Consider the following 17,702-nt stretch of genomic DNA (forward strand, 5'->3'; position numbering starts at 1 on the left):
GTTATCTGAAAATAGATAGGATGCAAATGCTCGGGCCATATCAGGTTTTTCCGCAATAATAAGGCGCTTCATTTTAGAGTCTCCTTTTTAATTAATATATCAATAATGATATAAAATAATTGACAAATTTTTATATTTTTAATAAAATTTCAATATAAATAGCTTAGTTATTGGATTTTAAAATATATTATATTGTTATATGGTGAGGGTTAGATAATGGACGTAAAAGATACAATTGGTACACGTATTCGGCAAGTTCGGATTGCATTTAATATGAAGCAAAAAGACTTTGCGAAAGAATTTAATATGTTTCAACCAAATTTATCAGATGTAGAAGGAGGGCGCAGACCTCCTTCACTGGAACTGCTTGTTTCACTAGCTAAACTTGGCGTAGATATGAAGTGGTTATTGCTGGGGAATGCTGATACTTCCAGTATGATGGTGGATCAACGACCTATAAACACAATGTCACTACTAGAATTAAAACGTGTTCAAATTCAACAAATGTTAACAGAGTTTGAAATGGACGAATTGTTAGTATTAGAAAATTTACTCTCTTTAATCAATAAGAAAAAAGAGAGTAAGTAATTCTATAAATCTGGCATCCCAATTGCTTTAGTTTGAACGGGTAAATCTTTCTTGTGCATTTCTGTAAATTCATTAGGATGATATGGATCAACTGTAATAGTTTGCATATGAACACTAGCTTTTTCATCTTCAAATCGTTCTGTTTGTCGTTCCAACTGATCTTTTTCCAATTTTTGGATTAATTGGGCTGCTTTATACTGGATGTATTCGCCTTTTTGAAAACCTTGCAAGGCTTCTAATACATGTGCTTTTTGCCCCTCTCCACGAATACCAGGTGTATCGTTGGAGAGGGTTTTTGTCATTGCATCCTGTGAATAGGTAATGGATGAATTAAGCCTTGTGGATAGACTAAATAGATTGTTGTTATTTGTTTCTCTTTCACCAATAACAAGCCTTGGAAACATATTGTCAGTCATTACATCTGCACCATATGTATTATTAGCACCATAGGATGTATAAGTACCTGCTTTATCAGGATTTCCCATGATTCCATCAAGATTAGGTAATTTAAACGTAGATAAAGAGGCAGTGAGATAACTAAGTTTTGCCCCCATATTTTTTAAGTTGAGATTTTTTAGTTGGTCTACCATATTTTTAAAAACTAAACCTTGCTGGATCGTTTCACGTATACTATCTGCAAAGCGTTTTGCATCAAATACATGAGAGCCAGGGCGAATAGGGAGGCGATGACGACTAAACCAACCTGCATGTGCATCAGTAGAAATTAATGGAGCGATTACTAGAGTTGTTATCATGAAAGCAGATAAGATTTTTCTTCCTTTCATAATGTATTCCTCCTTATTTACTATTGCGATTAAATGTGATTAATTCACGAGATACTGTATTCAAATCTTTCTTAAACGTATTTAATTGAGATACTACTTTAAAACAAAATACAGAACACGTGATGGTGCTTAACAATAGAACAATTAAAAAGATTAGGAATAATAAATCAAATAACATTTCAAACTCTCCTTTCATAAAGATATTTCATTTAATTCAAATAAACTTAAGAACCTATTAATATACTTAAAGTCTAAGAGTAAAACAATTTTACCAATTTCATAGTGATTATCAATGGGTCCTAAATAACGGCTATCAAATGAACCAACAGGTGGATTGATATATAGTTTTGAACCTTCTGGTACGGTATAGGTTCCATTAGGAATATGAGGTAATGTAGGATTAGGGTTAATCACGTAAGAAATATACATCTTATAACTAGAATCCTTTTCTGAATCAAAAGGATGTAGTGAATATTTTTCAAACTGTACTGGATCCTTTTCGTGAATTTTAATTTCTGTAGGCTCAATTGTAAAAGTGTCACCTGGTAAAGCCCGAACCATCTTAATAAGTTGTTTTCCTTCTGGCTCGATACGTCCATTATCTAAATAAATGGAATGTGGTAATCGTACTACAGTATAATCTCCATACATTGCTTGACCAGGAACACGTATATAAACTCCATGAGGTGCGCTATCTGATACGTTAAAAAATAAGACTGGAAAGAAGCTAATCATAATAGCTATGACTAAAATACTTATTAGACCCAAAAAACCACCCATAATAGCCTTTTGATGCTCGTTTTGAGGTCTAGGTATCATAATATACTTAGGTCTAACTAAACGCTCCCAAAAGGTCCTTTTTTTTGATTTTTTGAATGGTTTTAAAGTGGTGCTGGATTTGTTTTTAAAATTAGGAAACTTACGGTAGTTCAATTTGACCTCCTAAATGTTTCATTAATTTTTCTGGAACTTTTAAAATTAATAGTGCTAATGCAATTAAAATTGTACAGAAGGTTAAGAATGTAACTAGCTGTTCTGTAGTAATTTTATGAGGATTTTTGTGACCTGTGCTACTATACAATTTAGAGAAGTCACGTCCAGTGATTGCTGCATAGTTGGCAAGAACTTCAGAAGTATATGATTCTGTTAAACTGCCATAATAATAGCCAATAGCTTTTATAGTATCTCCATCCGCAAAGTCTAGTTTTGATTTAAAAATAGCAATTCCTGCCCGTATATTTTGGCGAGGATCAGATTGATAGCCAGGGTATGCTTCATCAATATGAACTTGGTTGCCGTTTTCATCAATTCCATCTTGTCCAGGCATTGTTTGCATAATACCTTGTGCACCAGACCCTTCCCAATTGGGGGTCATATGGATACCATCAATGGTATCACCGCCAGACTCATGCATGGCAATGGCTAAAATAACCGCTGGATCTACACCAAATCTTGCAGCTTCTTCATAAATCATTCCCACATAACCACCACTTGACGTGTCTGTAGGAACCCCAGTAGTTGTTTCTGTAGCGCTAACTGTAGCGGAAAACATTTCAGTTACCGTTACATCTTTTACCGCAATAGTAGTTAAACCTACTAGTACTGAAATTAGCATCAGTTTGATAGTGCTAGAAGTTAAATGGCCAACGAATCCTTCTGGAATAAATTTAGACCAGTGTAGTATTCCAAATGGAACGGTAATGATACTAAGGGCACCACTAATATAGAACTCTAAGTAACAAATCATAATATATAATGCTACCAGGATGAATATCCCTATAACTAAGAAGGTTAGGATATAAATGGGTAAAATCGTACCGATATTACTAATAAAATCTCTAGCTCCAAAGGAGGCAATCTTATTGAGTGCGGGATTAAGTAGATTTACTGCTTTTTGTAATAACAATTGTGGTTGACTGACATCGTTTAAAAAGTTAGCATTAGTACCTGCATAAGATGTACCAACTAAGGTGATAAACCCTTTAAATATAGTGTTGACTATATCTTTCCAGTGATTAACTAAGAATATAAATATTCCTAGTTTGACTAATTTAGAAAGCATCGTCATCAGATCTAGCTCAAATCCAGATAAGATGATTAGAAATACTATATCTGTTGCGAATAGAATGATTAAAAGTGCAAGAGCATAGGTGTGGATATTATCATAGGCTTTAGAGGCAAAGCCCTGGAATTTTACCATAGTATCATTGATCGAATTGCCAATACCCATTAGGGCTTGCACGTTCCAAGGTATTCCTGTGTCATGTTCGCCTGAACCGTTGTAGTCCTTAGAATATACATTCCCAGAAAGATCCATTCCTAATGATTTTAAAAATTCACCAACGTACTCAGAACCGCCACCATATGTTTCACCATTAGGATGGTATTCAATATGAGCATGTGGGCCATCAGCAACTTTAGGATCAAATCCATGAACGACCCCAATAATATCGCCTTCTTTTACAGGGACCCGTTCACCAGTAAGACCACCATTCATATAGTTGGAATCATCGCCTAAATCACCGAATAGTAAGGATTGATTTTTGTAAGGTGTATTTTCACCAAACCAGAATATGATGTGGGCTTCACCAAATCCACCCCCTACGTCATGAAGGACATATCCATCAGCAGGTGCATGAATATATGTATCATCAATGCCAATATCTAAGCCATAGTGAAAATCACTTGCACCAACATCAATACTTCTGGGACCATATCCAGATGTGATTGGACCACCTTTAAAAGGAGGTGTGATAGCAAAAACAGATATGGACGAACATAAGAGAAGTAGACTTATGCACAACAATTTTAATAATTGTTTCATGCTAAGCACCCCCTTTCATAATTAATTAGATTTTGGCTTATCTGTTTCATTTGTTGTAGGTTTAGGCGGATTAGTTGGTGTAGATGAATATGTGCTAGTAGAAGAACTATACGGAGTAGAGGTTGGCATTTCATACTGTTTATCTTTTAAATTATCAAGTCTGGTGTTAACAGAAGTTTCTACATCATTGTATCGTTCCTGTGCTTTTTGTGATAACGGAACGTTTTGCGTATTAGTCATACCCATACCCATACCAGTGTTACGTTGTTCATCAGTTTGTCGTTTCCAAGTACCATTTTCGATGGCATTTCCAGCTCGTAATAACTCATTTGTTTTATCGGCTCCTCGTAGTACAGAGGCGCCAGCTTTTGCTTTGGCCATACCAAGCATATTCTTTCCAAACTGAGCTGAAGAAGACCTAAAGGTATCCCATTTATTAACGCCTTGTACTCGTGAAGCAGCAGCTACAGCAGCTACGCCACCAATTGCTGCACCAGTACTAGAAAGTGCTTTTCCTGGTGCTGATGCTACGGAACTAGCAACACCATTGCCACTCATAGAAGGTTGGCCATTTAGCATGCCAGAGATAATGGTAGGAACTTTATATACGATATATCCAAGTGCCAAATATACCATTGATTGAACTAACATGCCCGATAAATTAGCAGTAGATATTTTTGAATAGGTGACACTAGTAGTTGTTATTAAGCCAATTAAGAAATAGATAATCATCATTTTTACACCATAATTGATTACCGTAGATACACAACGTTGAAACAAAAATGATGTTTGCTTCATTGCTGCAAATGGAATGAGTATCACTAATAATGAAGCGAAGATGTTAAACTCAATAATGACCATCATAACTTCCATAGCCATTAAAAAGAAAGAGAATAGAACTGCAATAGTAGCCATTATACATCCAAATAAGGTTGATAAACCTCCAGCTGTGAATATAGATATTTTTTCCATTGCTGTCCAAACATCAGTGAGAACTGTTAGAGAATATCCCATTATATTTGCTGGTGTTGTGATTTTATCAATCTCAATAGCAGTACCAGCAGCTATAAATCCCCATTGCTGAAATGAACGTATAATGATGCTATTGATTTCAGGCATATGCTGTATAATAAATAAAAGAATACCTACTTTAATAAGCTTAGAAATTAACTCCTGCATTCTCATAGAACCATTATAGATAGACCAAGAGAATACAATATCTAAGCCTACGAAAACAAGTAAAAGTGTGATAGAATAAGGGAGAAGATTAAGATAACCGATGACTGAGCTTTCTCGAAAAAAATCTATCATTTGATCGAGAGCTTTAAAGGCGGTTAAATCTGTTAAAAAATTTGGACTTGGAGCAGGGGTCATATATACCTCCAGAAAGGATTAACTATGAAACGGATGAAAATTTTACTGTTATTAGTTACTGCAATGTGTATTATGTTGTTAGCTGGTTGTGGAGAACAAGAGAAATATAATACGACTAAAAATGAAGTTCTTACACTTATGCAACAAGCTGAATCTATTGAGGTTCCTGATTTACAACCGTTAACAATGGAGCAAGCAAATCAAGCCTACGAAGATACAGTAAAAAAACATGAATCTGTGGATAAGCAAATCCAAGATAAATTAAAATTAATGGAAGAGTATGCTGTAAAAGAAACCACACTAAATAACGATTTAATAGCATTAAAACGCAATATACAAGAGAAAAATGATACGTGGAATAGAATAACTAAACAACAAATATATATAAAGAAAATGGCGGATGAAAGTGCTAAATCAACATTGGCGCCAGATCCATGGCAAACACTAGTTAAGAAACGAGCAGAACAACAAAAATAAATAATTACTATTAGAGGTCTAACCATAAGGTTGGACCTCTTTTATGTTTAATAAATACTGGTAAAATAAATGAATAATTATAGTCCAATCCAAGAAGAATGGCCTCTTTGTTTAATCAGTTTTACCCAAGGGTCTTCCCCTAAAGTGCTACTTGCAGCACTCTTAGATTCAGAATTTATTGCATTAATGTTAGCTTCAATTCTAGACTTTGTAGCAATCTCCTCGTTTTTCTTTTCTTGCAACTCTTGTGCCTCTTTCAATGCAGCTTGTTGACCAGTTAATGCAGATAGAATACTGTTGATGCCGTCAATTCTACCTTTTACGGCGCTAATTCTATTGCCAATTTGAGCAGATTGTTTGGCGCCAATGGCTTTGTCAGACATCTTAACTAGGTCGCCTAACTCTTTCGTTGCATCGGCCACCATTTGTGTATATTGATGATATTTTTGTAGGGTATCTATATTACTTTTAGAAAGTATGCTCCAGCCATTACGCTTGGATGCCTGGAGGGCATCTTGGTTGGCAGCAAGGTTTGTGGTAGTGCCAATTTCTGGGAAAGACTTGGAAAGAAGGTCTTTGATTTCATTAGTACTAAGACCGCCTTTTTCAGACCATCCTTCTTTACCAATTCCTTTATTTAAATCACCCAGGATACTTGTTTTACTATTAATCGTATCTGTAATTTTTTGTATACCACCATCAAATTTAGCAGTTAATTTATTCAACTGTTCTTCTGGCCATGATTTTAATTCCTGTAATTGTAATTGAATTTGTTGTGCAGTATTTGTTACTACTTTCACAGTTTCAGCCAAAGTTTTTGCTTGTTGCATAATGTTAGATGTATCTATTACAGGGATTTGTGCATGACTAGGAAGTGTAGACATACCTAACATAATGGATGTAGTGATGATTGATAATTTTATGCTTTTAGGGATATACATACATTCTCCTTTCTGGCTCCTACACGGTAGATAGTGTAAGAGCCACTTTATGTTAAGGTTGTATTTCTGTAAGTTAAGATAGAGTGCTGTATTGATGGTAAACGATTCTACCTTATTGAAAGACAAACGATTATCTAGATATACTCCGTTCACGACCTTTATCTTTAGTAATATCTTTAGGTGTGGACTTAGCATATACGATTGGTTTCATAGGAATAGTTTGTCTTGTGGATAACTGTTCCTTTGCTTTAGGAGAGAGACCTCCTTGAATAGTTTTATCTGTAGTCTTTTTAGGTTCAAATGGAGAGTTTTCTTCATTATATAAAGCATTTGGTGACCGTTTTTTGATGACCACAGGGGGATCATAGTGTGGTATAGTTGTTCCTTTAGGTAAGGTTTGTTCAGTGGTTGCATGGTCCTTAGTTTCTGGTACTATACTTTGATCCTTAGTGTTAGTAGTAGACTTATCAGGTAATGAGTCTAATACATCTTTACTTTCTGAGTATGCTATATAAGAGCCATAGGGGTGGACCTCATTAGTCGTATGACGTTGGTAGGCTAACCACTTTTTATGATAGGTTTCCGCCATTTTATCTGCTTGTTCTAAGTTTGCCTTCATATCTTCAGATAACATATTTTTGTCGATATACTCTTTATCGGCTAATCCTTTGACAATGCTTAGTCGAATAGAAGTTTCTAGGCTATCCATAAGGTTACTTTCAGAATAGCCCATAGTTTTGACAGATGTTTTTAATAACTCTTTATCCAGGTAAGGTTCTTTGTCTACGATGCTGGAGATGTTATATTCTTTTAGAACTTCCAATGGTGTTTTATCGGATTGCAAAGATTCTAAGAAGTTATGTCCAGGTAAATCGAAGGAAGAAACCATAGCTTTAATTGAGTTATCATAATCGGGGTCAGATTGTAACATAGCAGTAGTTAATGCTTTATGAAATATCTCTGGTTGATCTTCAAAGGTTGGCTTTGTAAATTCGCCTTCTTTTTCTAAACTGTTTGCAATGGCCAAGTAAATTTCAGCGGATGTATTACCTTGCTCTGCCAGGTTTTTGAGGTATTCTTTCATGTGATTTTTGACTAATTCCCCATCACCAATATCATAGCGACCTTCATCAATTTTATATTCACTAAGATTTTTTTCATCAAGCGCAGCATACATTGGTTTCATGTAGTAGGTTAAGTATGTTTTATAATAACCACGTTTATCAATGGCCCCTAATACATCATCTTTACTAAGGTCATTGGCCAATTCATTAAGCTGTTTACCAGTATATATTTCGCCTTTTTCACCATATGTATACTCATTGGCACCAGATAATTCAGCAATAGTCGTACCAAAGACATTAGCAGCGCCGCCTAAGTAGATAGTTCCAGGTTTATCATAATGGGCATCAGGATACTCTGTATCTTCGATGGCAATACCAAATCCATTTTCTAAGATTTTTTTACGATCTTCTAAGGATAAGGAGAGAACATCTTTAGGAGATTTAGGTAGTTCAATTTCGTCTTTAGAAGGAGCATGTTCTGCTTGATATTGTTGGTATAGTTCTTCTTTTAAATGCTTATCTAGCATATTTTCTTCAATGTATTGAACGGCTTTTTCTGCGTCTCGGATAGCATAGACGAATGCATTCGGATCACTAAGTAGTTGTTGTGACCAACCTTTGATGTAGGCTGCATTATTCTCTTGTTCGGCTCGTTCCAGGTTATAGGTTCCATGGAGTAATGCACTAGTAAACTCGGCGACTAATTCTTCACGAGCATAGGCCTCGCTACCTTTTCCTCCTTTTAGGTTTCGATGCAATCGGGAAGAGTGACCAGTGCTATGGCCAATCTCGTGTAGGGCAGTGGAGTATAAGAGTTCTGGAGCCTTCCAATTCTCTCTGGCCACAAGATGAATTTCGTCTTTGCTAGGGATATAATAGTTTTTATCTACCTGGTCAAAGTGAATAGGAGCTTCGGAGTTTTCCATGATATTTTCGATGAACTTATTACGTTGCTCTACTCGAACAATATCTTCCATCTCTTGCTCTAGTGGTGGAAACTTTTCAAATTGGGCTGCATTAAAGACTTTATAGTATTGATGCACCCAAAAAGTATTCCTGGATTCTTCTGAAACGTTATTAGAATTAGTGTTATCTGAAGAACGATTAGTAGGAATAGTTTTACCAGTTTCAGGATCTTTATAACATTCCTGGTGGAACTCAATGAGAGAGCCTTTGGAGCCTTTTTTAAGTACATAAATTGGATCTAGGCCTGCATCAATATATTTCTGGTTTTCTGCCTTCATTTGTGGAAATGTAACCCATCTAGGATCTGTCCAACCGTTTTCTAGTGATGCTGCCATTAAATGAATCATATTGGCTTTTGAATATCTCGTTTCAGAAATAGGATTATATTGTTTGCGAAACACATATCCTCTTTGCCATTCTGGTAAATTGGTGTTTTGAATCGCATTGACAAGAATTTCAGCTGTTCGTTTACGTTGTTCCAGGATAATTTCTTCAGCTGTCTTTTTTTCAGCTGGAGCTTCTGAAGTTTGATTTGTCTTGCTGCTATAGGTTCTAGTAATAGCCATGATAGACCTCCTAATTATTCAGCATCAGGTTGGTAATCTTCATTTAATAACTCAGGCATGTAATCTAAAATTGCATTGTCTGCTTCTTCAATTGTGAAAGGAAAATCCTGGTCATGGAGCAATTCACTGTTGCTATAGTAATTACTCACATCTTTTTTTTCTTTCATAGTAACCTCCTTATATTATTTAAAAATTAATTGGTTAGATTTGCCCTTATCTTCAGAAATAGATTTTTGATCTTTACTCTCTTTTTGAATGCTATTTTTATGGTGGTTATCTCTTAAATTTGACATTAGTATACCTTTAAAAGTTTGATACTCTTGCTTACTTAAGAGTTGTTGAGCAAGGTAAAGATTATCTGTATAGTTTGATAGATAGTAGGGTTTCAGTTCCTTGTAAGTATCTTGCGATGCAGGATACTCCAAGTCCTGATAATTAGCTACGCTAGTTAAATTTACTCTATCGTTTAATTGGTTAGTTTTTAAATTAATATAAATATCTTCTTCGCCATACTCCATATCTTTAAAGATAGCTTTAATATGTGGATAACATTTATCTTGTTTTTCCTCAGGTATAGACAGTGAGAAGTTATAAGTATCTGCTATATCTTCAATATCTCCATACGTCATTACACCAATAGGTGCCTTTTCAGGATTAAAGTTAGTAGGTAGGTGAGACGTATTAAAATCTTGGCCAAACTCTTGAAGATAATATTTCTGATACTGAATTAATGGCTCAATATCCATATTATTAGAAGCTGCTAACTTTTTTAGCTCATCATAATGATCTAGGTAATCATAGACACCTTGTTCTACATTGGCATTGAATGGAAGATATACATCGGTTTCATCGCTGAGTACTTTAAAATCAGAAATAGAAGGTTCAAATGACATCTTTTCATCTATATGGTCCATTGTGGCGGTTTCAATACTTTCTTGTGAAACACCAGTATTTTGGAGTGTAGCAATAGCATCAATTAAATCATAGGTAAATGCTTGGTCCTCGATTGTAATCTGCTTTTTGTTTTCAATATTTTCAATGAAGTATTCTGCCATACTATAAGTAGATTCATGTTTAATACCATTACCATTGATTTCACCCCAAAACTCTTGGTCAATAGCATGTGTAGTTCTAGTCTTTTCATCAAGTTCATTATCGTAATCGCCATTTGCGAGCTTTTGATTGGTAGTAATATACTTTCCATCATCATCCTCAAAGGCCAATAGTTTAACATCTTTTAGTGTCTTATCACTAGAAGCCTGATCTATTGCGCCTTTAGTTGCTTCTACAACGGATGAAACATCATAATCGTATTTATGGACTAGTTTATGTACATCTTCATATAAATCTCTGGTAAATTCAGTATTGTTTCCAAGGCCAATTTGCTTTCTCTCTTCCAGGGCAGAAAGAATAGAGAGAGTAGCCAGGTAACTAGTTTCGTTATTAAAAGATTGGTTATTTATAGTTCCTACAAAGGATTGATGGATATTTTTTTCCATAGTCAACCTCCAATGTGAGAGAGTGTAATATTCAAGTGCTGTAGAAATAGAATATGACTATTTAAGGCCTTTAAAAAGCATCTGAGCGTACTCATATCGAGTAAGCTGCTTGTCGCCTTTAAATTCACCATCAGGATAACCATCTAACACATCATTACCGTGTAATGTTTCAACTGCTTCTTTCGCCCAATGATCATTTGGAACATCAGGGAAGGAAGTTCGTTTAGCTGAAAGTCTAGTAGATAATTTAGATAATTGTTCTTTTAATTGATTTAACTCATTTTCTAGTTTGTCATTTTTATTGCGAAGGGCTTCAAAGTCATTTTGACTAACTTTCTTGTGACTAGAGCCAGAACCAATTTTAAAGGATAAACCAGCGTTCCAAGCACGATCATTAGAATTGATGGTACTTGCTAAGGAAAGCATAATATTTTCGTTTGGTCGTACAAATCCACCGAATGCGGTTGCTTTCGATCCGTTATATTGGCCATGCGAAACAGCAAAGGATACTTTATTTGCTTCATCGTAATCTAATGGATGTAACGCAGCTAATGCGGAAGCAGTAGCTGTCCCCACATTAACAGCTTTGGTTAATTTTTGATTCAATCCTTGAGTCTGTGATTGTAGGGTATCCATATTCACAACCGAATTAGGATCATTAGGATTTGTGATAACGCCAGTGATTTCTCGTAGAATGCTATTTCCATTCTTATCTGTACCGCTGAAATCAATCTGATTAGCAGTACCAGATTTATCCACGGTAACTACTTTTCCATCTGTTTGTACTAACCCTTTTGGTGTGTATTTATGAATAGCTTCATATACGGATTTTCCAGTAACAAGTCCATTAGAAGAATCACCTTGGCCAACAGTACCAACGCCTAATTTAGATGTCCATTCTTTAACGTTTTCATTCGTCAAATTAGAAGCATTTATATTGGCTTTACCATTAAGTTTTGTCTTGATGCCGCTATTAATATTAGATGTGGCTGTATTTACTGCGTTCGTGATAGCAGTATTGACTGTTCCACCAGTCACTAAACCTTTATCTCCAGCAGCCACTGAACCAGTGCCTAATTTTTCACTCCATTTTTTAGCATCGTCCGAAGTGATGTTGGAAGCATCCTTATTAGCTTTAGAAGTGAGAGTAGAAGGATCAATTTGAACATTAGCTAATGCAGCATGTAAGGTATCACCAGTAACAAGTCCAGTATTACCAGCTGCATTCTTTCCAGTACCTAACGCAGCTTGCCAAGCCGTTTTATTAATTGCTCCGTCTTTTGCTTCAGATACTTTCCACAATTGATTACCGTTAATGGCTTCTTTAGAATTTTCAGCAATTGTACCATCCGTTACATTCACTAACTTTCTAGTAGAAGTATTAGAGCCAATGGATACTACATTATCTTCAGTGGCTACACTATCCTTGCCAAGAATAACAGAGTTATTCGCTTTAGTAGTTACGTTAGATCCCAATACAAAGGTATTTGTACCTACTGTATGTGTAGTAGTGGAATTACCAATGGTATTGTTATTACCGAATGCGTAGGAGTTATCTCCATAAATCGTATTCGGGTCGCCAAAAGTCCCCGAATTATTACCGATTACAATATGGCCAACACCTACTGCAATAGATTTAGTACCAGTTACGGCAGAACCTTTACCAATAGAAATAGAATTTTCACCAGTGACAATAGAGCCAGTACCGATGGCAATGGAATTAGAGCCTGTTGATAAGGAATTAGTGCCAATAGCCATCGCATTTTCCCCTACGTTTGATAAATCATGTAGGGTCAAAGCATTTTTAAGAGCCGTCAAACGTTCCTGATTTTGTTGCAACTCTTGGGATTTAGCCGTCAATTGTTTCATTAATGTTTCATATTGCTCCATATACAACAAATCTGAAGCGTTGGGATTGATAGATTCCCAATTTGTTTTAGCTTGATCAGCAGAGGCTTTTAAAGCTGCAATTTGTTTTTCTTTTTCCGCAACCGCATTTTTATTAATTTGAAGAGCAGTTTCAAGGTCAGAAGTAAGTTTGTTTGTTGTAATTTTATTATTTTCTAAAACATCTGTGATGTTTTCTTTTTCCAATTTTCATAGTTGTTACTCAATTCTTTATTAATTAAAGTATTTAAATCATATGAAGCAGCAATAGCATTGTATTCTTTTATTGCAATATTTTTTTATCTAACCAAACTGTATTATGCGTATCTTCGTATTGTTTTTGATAATATGTTATTTCATAGGCCTTAACCTCATAATCTATTTTTTTATCCATTTCTAAAAACAATTTATTTTTGAGGTCAGTTGTTAATAAAGGGTTGTTATTAGCATTAAAATACTCTCTAAAAGATTGCTTATATTTAGCAGATTCTTCTATTACACTATCCCATTCATCCTTAGTTGATAAATCTGTATTGATATGTTTAAAAACTATATCTTTACTTGGTTTGTTAGTTAAGCCATTATATGAATCAAAAGCATCTTTATTAAATTGGTTCATTACTTGAATATTTGGATGTGACATATAAATCAATGTCCCTTTTACATTTAACAATCCAGAATTTATATCTGTACTATTAAAAATATATGGATTAATTACTGTCATGTTTAAACTAGTATCATTTAAATGAGCATTATTCCAAATAGGTTCATTATTTTTGTTAAAAAAGCCAATTGGATCAGATTTAGCTTGACGAGCTTGATTAGCACGTAAATCCCCAGAAGCCTTATAGTATGACTTAATATATTCTTTATAGAAACTATCTAAAGGTAAATCCAAGGTACTACCTTCTTCGGTCATACGCTTTAAATTAGTAGCAGCTTCTGTCAATCCTGAAGCAGAGGTAATATCAACATTACCAATGCGATTAACTGCACCTAAACGATTGTTTAAATCATCTAGTTTAGCTTGAGCATTACGCAAAAATTCAGCAGAATTAGCGACTTCCGTATCATAAGTGTTTTTCTTTTCTAAATAACTTTGATGTGCTTTTTCCTTGGCAAGTCGAACTTGCTTAACACGTTCACCAGCTTCAATCGTCTTAGCTTGTTCAGAACGGATTTTTTGGATTTCGTTGGACAAATTAGTTACATTATTCTGAGCAGTAGAGATTTCAGCTAATCTCTGTCTATTTTCATTTAATTTACCAGTAATGGTATCCTTTGTTTCGTTGCCACCAGTGGCAACAGCATTATTACCTACCGCAAGTGATCCAGTACCAGTCGCAATAGACCCGTTACCTCTAGCTCTTGAATTATTACCTAATTCAAGCCCAGAGTCCTCTTTAATATTGTTGATGGTGATATCATAGAAGTTATTAGTTACACCATCCTCTGTAGTTGTAGTAGTAGCAGGATCTGTTGCATAACCAATATGACCTGCACAAGCAAGTGCTACTAACGTTGAAAGTGCTAATTGTTTCTTCTTAAAATTTTTCATTATAAATCCTTTTTCAAAATTCATTTAAAATCTTAAAAATCTTTTTTGTTTCATTTGTTCCGAGTATTCTTTTTATACATTTACAGATTTCTAATGACAGTTCTTTTTCTAGTTTTAAATTCTCAGAAGCTATATTTTTTGTATTATAAATAAACTCATTGCCTAATAATTGATCTATACTGACGTTTAATAAGTATGAAATTTTACATAATACATCATATTTGGGTTCACGATTGTTGCTTTCATAGCTAACATATGTAGGGTATGGAACTTCAAGTACTTTTGCAAACTCTTTAGCAGTCATATAACCCGCTAGTAATCTGTATTTTTTTAAATTGATACTAAAATGATTCATATGCTCCTCGTTATAGGTAGTGTTCCTTGATAAACTCGGCTTCCTTGTATAGCCCTTTATAAATCAACCATTCTAAGGTGAAGTTATCCATTTTCTTTTCTTCAATCAGTTTGTTGAGGTAAATTTGGTCGCTTTTATCTGTGGATAAAACAAAGGCAGCTTCTATAGGCTGTAAAGCAAGGTCGAACACACGATTTCCTTTTTCAAAAGAGCTATAGTAGTATTCATGACGTTCCTGGTTATCTAGCTTTGAAATGATGTCAATTTGACGTTCATTACAACCGAATTGGTGGTAATAATTACGTATTTGTTCATTGACAGCATTTTGGTTACGTAAATAAATTCTATTAGGGCAGTTTTCCAGGATTGTAGATAGTAAATCTGGCTTAGAAATAATATCTGCTAAGTTCTGAGTGGCCACAATAATTGATGCATTCTTTTTACGTAAATCTTTGAAATATTCTCGGATTTTATCTCGGAATACAGGGTTATCAAAGAATAGCCAACATTCATCCAGGATAATCATAGTAGGGGAGGGGCTATCTTCTTTTAAAGCGTTGTCAATCTGATGGAATAGATAGTCAATGGTAGAAGGAACGATTGCTGGCGTACGCATTACTTCTTCCATTTCATACACCTGCCAACGTCCTGAACCTTTAATACTGGAGTGGTTATCAAAGAGGGGTCCATAAGGACCTTCCATTGTTAATGCACGAAGTCCAATACGAATGTCGGTATCCTGCACCAAATCACAGAAGTTAGAGATGGTACGTTTATCTTTTGGAAACTCTGCAAGAGATAATAGAGCTTTTTTGATCGTATCTTTAGTAGATTCAGTGACTTCAAACTTACCTCGATCTAAGAAGCCTGCTAGCCAATCAATGGCCCATACACGTTCCGTAGGAATGTTTACATTTTCTAGTGGTTGGAACGATAAATCAGACTTACCACTTGCTGATATATTATAGAAGTTGCCACCAGCTGCATAGGTGGTAACACGACTCGATGCCGCCTTATCAAAGACAAAAATACGGCTATTTGGATACTTCATAAAGTGAACTTCTAATGTATTCAGTAATACAGATTTACCAGAACCAGAAGGGCCACATACAAGGGTATGAGCTAAGGCTCCGTTATGTAGTGAAAGTCTAAACTGACTATTGTAAGAATCGGTATATAAAAGAACTGGCCCCTTTAAATGGTCATTCCATTTGTCACCTGACCACTGTGCTGTGGTCGGGGCTAAATGACAAAAATTTAGGGAATTGACCATATTTCTACGAATGTTACATCTTGGACATCCTGGTAAGGAACCACGCCATGCTTCCATAGAATTATCTGTTTCAATATATCCAGTAAATTCTAGCTGGTTAACGATAGATAAGACATGACTAGCTATTTTTTCTACGCTAGAAACATCGTTAGCAAATACGCAAAGTGTCATTGTGTAATAGCCTTGCGCAATCATACCTGTGCCTAACTCTTCGATGGCAGCAGTCACATCATTGGCTTTTGAAAGCTCTGTATCGTCAATCTCTGCATCGTTGACTTGTCGTTTAGTAGCAATGGCCCCTAACCGAGAACCAACGCCAATAGCCTGGAATTTTAAGTCTTTTCTTCGTTGAATTAAAAACTTTTTGGCATCATCAGTGCCAATACAATGCCAACGACTTGTCCAGCGATATTGAATGTTTAAGGCGTTTAGGGTATCTAATAGTCCAGGAATAGTACTAATAGGAAACCCTAATAGTGTAATCACTCGCATAGGCTTAGTGCCTAATTGAGGCTTCAAGCCTCCAGTAATAGAGGAATCACTAAGATATTCATTTAGGTATTGCAAAGGGTTATATTTAACCCTGTGATTTCGATCGGAGATTAAACTATGCAGAAACGTAGCAATTTCATCAGGATCTAGTAGGGCAGATAGCTCTTTGAATACACTTTTTAGCATCAATGCAAACTGATTCACTCTGTGGATAAACTCATCAATTACTTCTTTGTAAATAGCTAAATCATCTTCGATGGATTCACCTTTATTTTTACCGTTTGTAACAAAAGCAGAGGTTAATCTATGCTTTGTTTTGCTTGGTGGTTCCATATAAATAGTGAAGTAGTAATCACTTTCGTAAAAGTGACCACTTTCAAAGTAAGTTGCTTTAGCATCTTCAATGGCTTGAAGTGTTGGGTTAGGCATGGTAGAGCGTTCATAATTATGGCTTGGATGTCGTTGGGCTTCGATATATAAAATATATCCAGAAGGAAGCCTACGCATGGCATTGTTAATGGCAGCGTTATAGGCAATCAGTTCTTCAGGTGTAGCGGAAGCTGTATCTAAACCACGAAATTTGAAGATGGCCATCATAGAATGGTCATGGTTATGTACGATACCATTTGTTTCATCAATGTAAGCCCAGGGAATCATATAGGAAAGACGAGGTTGTTCTTGCCAAATCCCGTTCTTTTGGGAATAAATTCTTGGGTCCACCTCTTTTTTCTTGTTTTTTGAATTGAATAAAGAGAACAAGGGAAACCTCCTTTGTTTAATAGTAGTGTTTTTTGTAAACACTATTTTTTAGAATGACTTTGTAAAATTCAGGATCCCGATTGGTAAGCTGTAAGCAGGCAATATAGGCACTAATACCAAGAATGATGGCAATTAGTGACATGTAAGAGATCTGAAAGATAACTACTAGCATAATTGTCGTTAAGCTAATAGCGAATAAGATTGGTCGAGGCAAGCCCATCCATAGGACAGGCTCGGCGACAGATTTATGAAGGGGAACTTCAAATCCTTCTGGAATCGTATCTTTCATAGGGT

General features: G+C 35.4%; 15 protein-coding genes. 2 read left to right on the top strand and 13 right to left on the bottom strand.

All coding sequences use genetic code 11. From position 1 onward, the window contains the following. Positions 1–216: 216 nt before the first annotated feature. Positions 217–588: a helix-turn-helix domain-containing protein gene (locus tag HMPREF9200_RS08085; RefSeq protein ID WP_009353725.1), complete on the top strand. Its 372-nt coding sequence runs from the start codon at positions 217–219 to the stop codon at positions 586–588. Positions 589–590: 2 nt separating this feature from the next. Here HMPREF9200_RS08085 and HMPREF9200_RS04960 read toward each other — a convergent pair whose 3' ends face one another. The 4 genes from HMPREF9200_RS04960 to HMPREF9200_RS04975 all read right to left on the bottom strand — a co-directional run bounded on the left by HMPREF9200_RS04960 (position 591) and on the right by HMPREF9200_RS04975 (position 5,571). Beyond that, positions 591–1,373: a hypothetical protein gene (locus tag HMPREF9200_RS04960; protein ID WP_009353733.1), complete on the bottom strand. Its 783-nt coding sequence runs from the start codon at positions 1,371–1,373 to the stop codon at positions 591–593. Positions 1,374–1,565: 192 nt separating this feature from the next. Beyond that, the gene (locus HMPREF9200_RS04965) at positions 1,566–2,306 is read right to left on the bottom strand and encodes a S26 family signal peptidase (protein ID WP_009353736.1); all 741 of its coding nucleotides are present in this window, start codon (positions 2,304–2,306) and stop codon (positions 1,566–1,568) included. Beyond that, positions 2,293–4,197: a type IV secretion system protein gene (locus tag HMPREF9200_RS04970; protein WP_009353742.1), complete on the bottom strand. Its 1,905-nt coding sequence runs from the start codon at positions 4,195–4,197 to the stop codon at positions 2,293–2,295. The genes HMPREF9200_RS04965 and HMPREF9200_RS04970 overlap by 14 nt, the downstream gene beginning before the upstream one ends. A gap of 21 nt (positions 4,198–4,218) precedes the next feature. Then, positions 4,219–5,571, bottom strand: a complete 1,353-nt coding sequence (locus tag HMPREF9200_RS04975; protein ID WP_009353727.1) for a type IV secretion system protein — start codon at positions 5,569–5,571, stop codon at positions 4,219–4,221. Positions 5,572–5,595: 24 nt separating this feature from the next. On the opposite strand from HMPREF9200_RS04975, the gene HMPREF9200_RS04980 reads away from it, so the two are divergent. Continuing rightward, positions 5,596–6,048 carry a hypothetical protein gene (locus tag HMPREF9200_RS04980; RefSeq protein ID WP_038144813.1) on the top strand — a complete coding sequence of 151 codons (453 nt, stop codon included), beginning with the start codon at positions 5,596–5,598 and terminating at the stop codon, positions 6,046–6,048. A gap of 77 nt (positions 6,049–6,125) precedes the next feature. On the opposite strand, the gene HMPREF9200_RS08090 is transcribed toward HMPREF9200_RS04980, so the two are convergent. The 9 genes from HMPREF9200_RS08090 to HMPREF9200_RS05020 form a co-directional block, all read right to left on the bottom strand. Continuing rightward, complete coding sequence (locus HMPREF9200_RS08090) at positions 6,126–6,989, bottom strand: putative P-type conjugative transfer protein TrbJ (protein ID WP_009353738.1); 864 nt, start codon at positions 6,987–6,989, stop codon at positions 6,126–6,128. Positions 6,990–7,119: 130 nt separating this feature from the next. Then, positions 7,120–9,585, bottom strand: coding sequence for a zincin-like metallopeptidase domain-containing protein (locus HMPREF9200_RS08095; RefSeq protein WP_009353747.1), 2,466 nt, complete (start codon positions 9,583–9,585; stop codon positions 7,120–7,122). A gap of 14 nt (positions 9,586–9,599) precedes the next feature. Then, on the bottom strand, positions 9,600–9,752 hold the full coding sequence (locus tag HMPREF9200_RS08720; protein ID WP_009353731.1) for a hypothetical protein: 153 nt from the start codon (positions 9,750–9,752) through the stop codon (positions 9,600–9,602). 15 nt (positions 9,753–9,767) lie between these two features. Further along, a complete protein-coding gene (locus HMPREF9200_RS04995; RefSeq protein WP_009353741.1) occupies positions 9,768–11,084 on the bottom strand; it encodes a hypothetical protein in 1,317 nt (438 codons plus the stop codon). Between the two features lie 57 nt (positions 11,085–11,141). Beyond that, positions 11,142–13,178: an S-layer homology domain-containing protein gene (locus HMPREF9200_RS05000; protein WP_009353730.1), complete on the bottom strand. Its 2,037-nt coding sequence runs from the start codon at positions 13,176–13,178 to the stop codon at positions 11,142–11,144. 76 nt (positions 13,179–13,254) lie between these two features. Beyond that, the gene (locus tag HMPREF9200_RS05005; RefSeq protein ID WP_141558199.1) at positions 13,255–14,553 is read right to left on the bottom strand and encodes a hypothetical protein; all 1,299 of its coding nucleotides are present in this window, start codon (positions 14,551–14,553) and stop codon (positions 13,255–13,257) included. Continuing rightward, positions 14,543–14,884, bottom strand: a complete 342-nt coding sequence (locus HMPREF9200_RS08100; protein ID WP_052847070.1) for a helix-turn-helix domain-containing protein — start codon at positions 14,882–14,884, stop codon at positions 14,543–14,545. The genes HMPREF9200_RS05005 and HMPREF9200_RS08100 overlap by 11 nt, the downstream gene beginning before the upstream one ends. A gap of 10 nt (positions 14,885–14,894) precedes the next feature. Next, complete coding sequence (locus HMPREF9200_RS05015) at positions 14,895–17,306, bottom strand: FtsK/SpoIIIE domain-containing protein (RefSeq protein WP_141558200.1); 2,412 nt, start codon at positions 17,304–17,306, stop codon at positions 14,895–14,897. Positions 17,307–17,424: 118 nt separating this feature from the next. Next, positions 17,425–17,697, bottom strand: coding sequence for a VirB3 family type IV secretion system protein (locus HMPREF9200_RS05020; RefSeq protein WP_009353724.1), 273 nt, complete (start codon positions 17,695–17,697; stop codon positions 17,425–17,427). Positions 17,698–17,702 lie beyond the last annotated feature (5 nt).

It is taken from the genome of Veillonella sp. oral taxon 780 str. F0422, from assembly GCF_000221605.1.
In the GTDB taxonomy this organism is placed as follows: Bacteria; Bacillota; Negativicutes; order Veillonellales; family Veillonellaceae; genus F0422.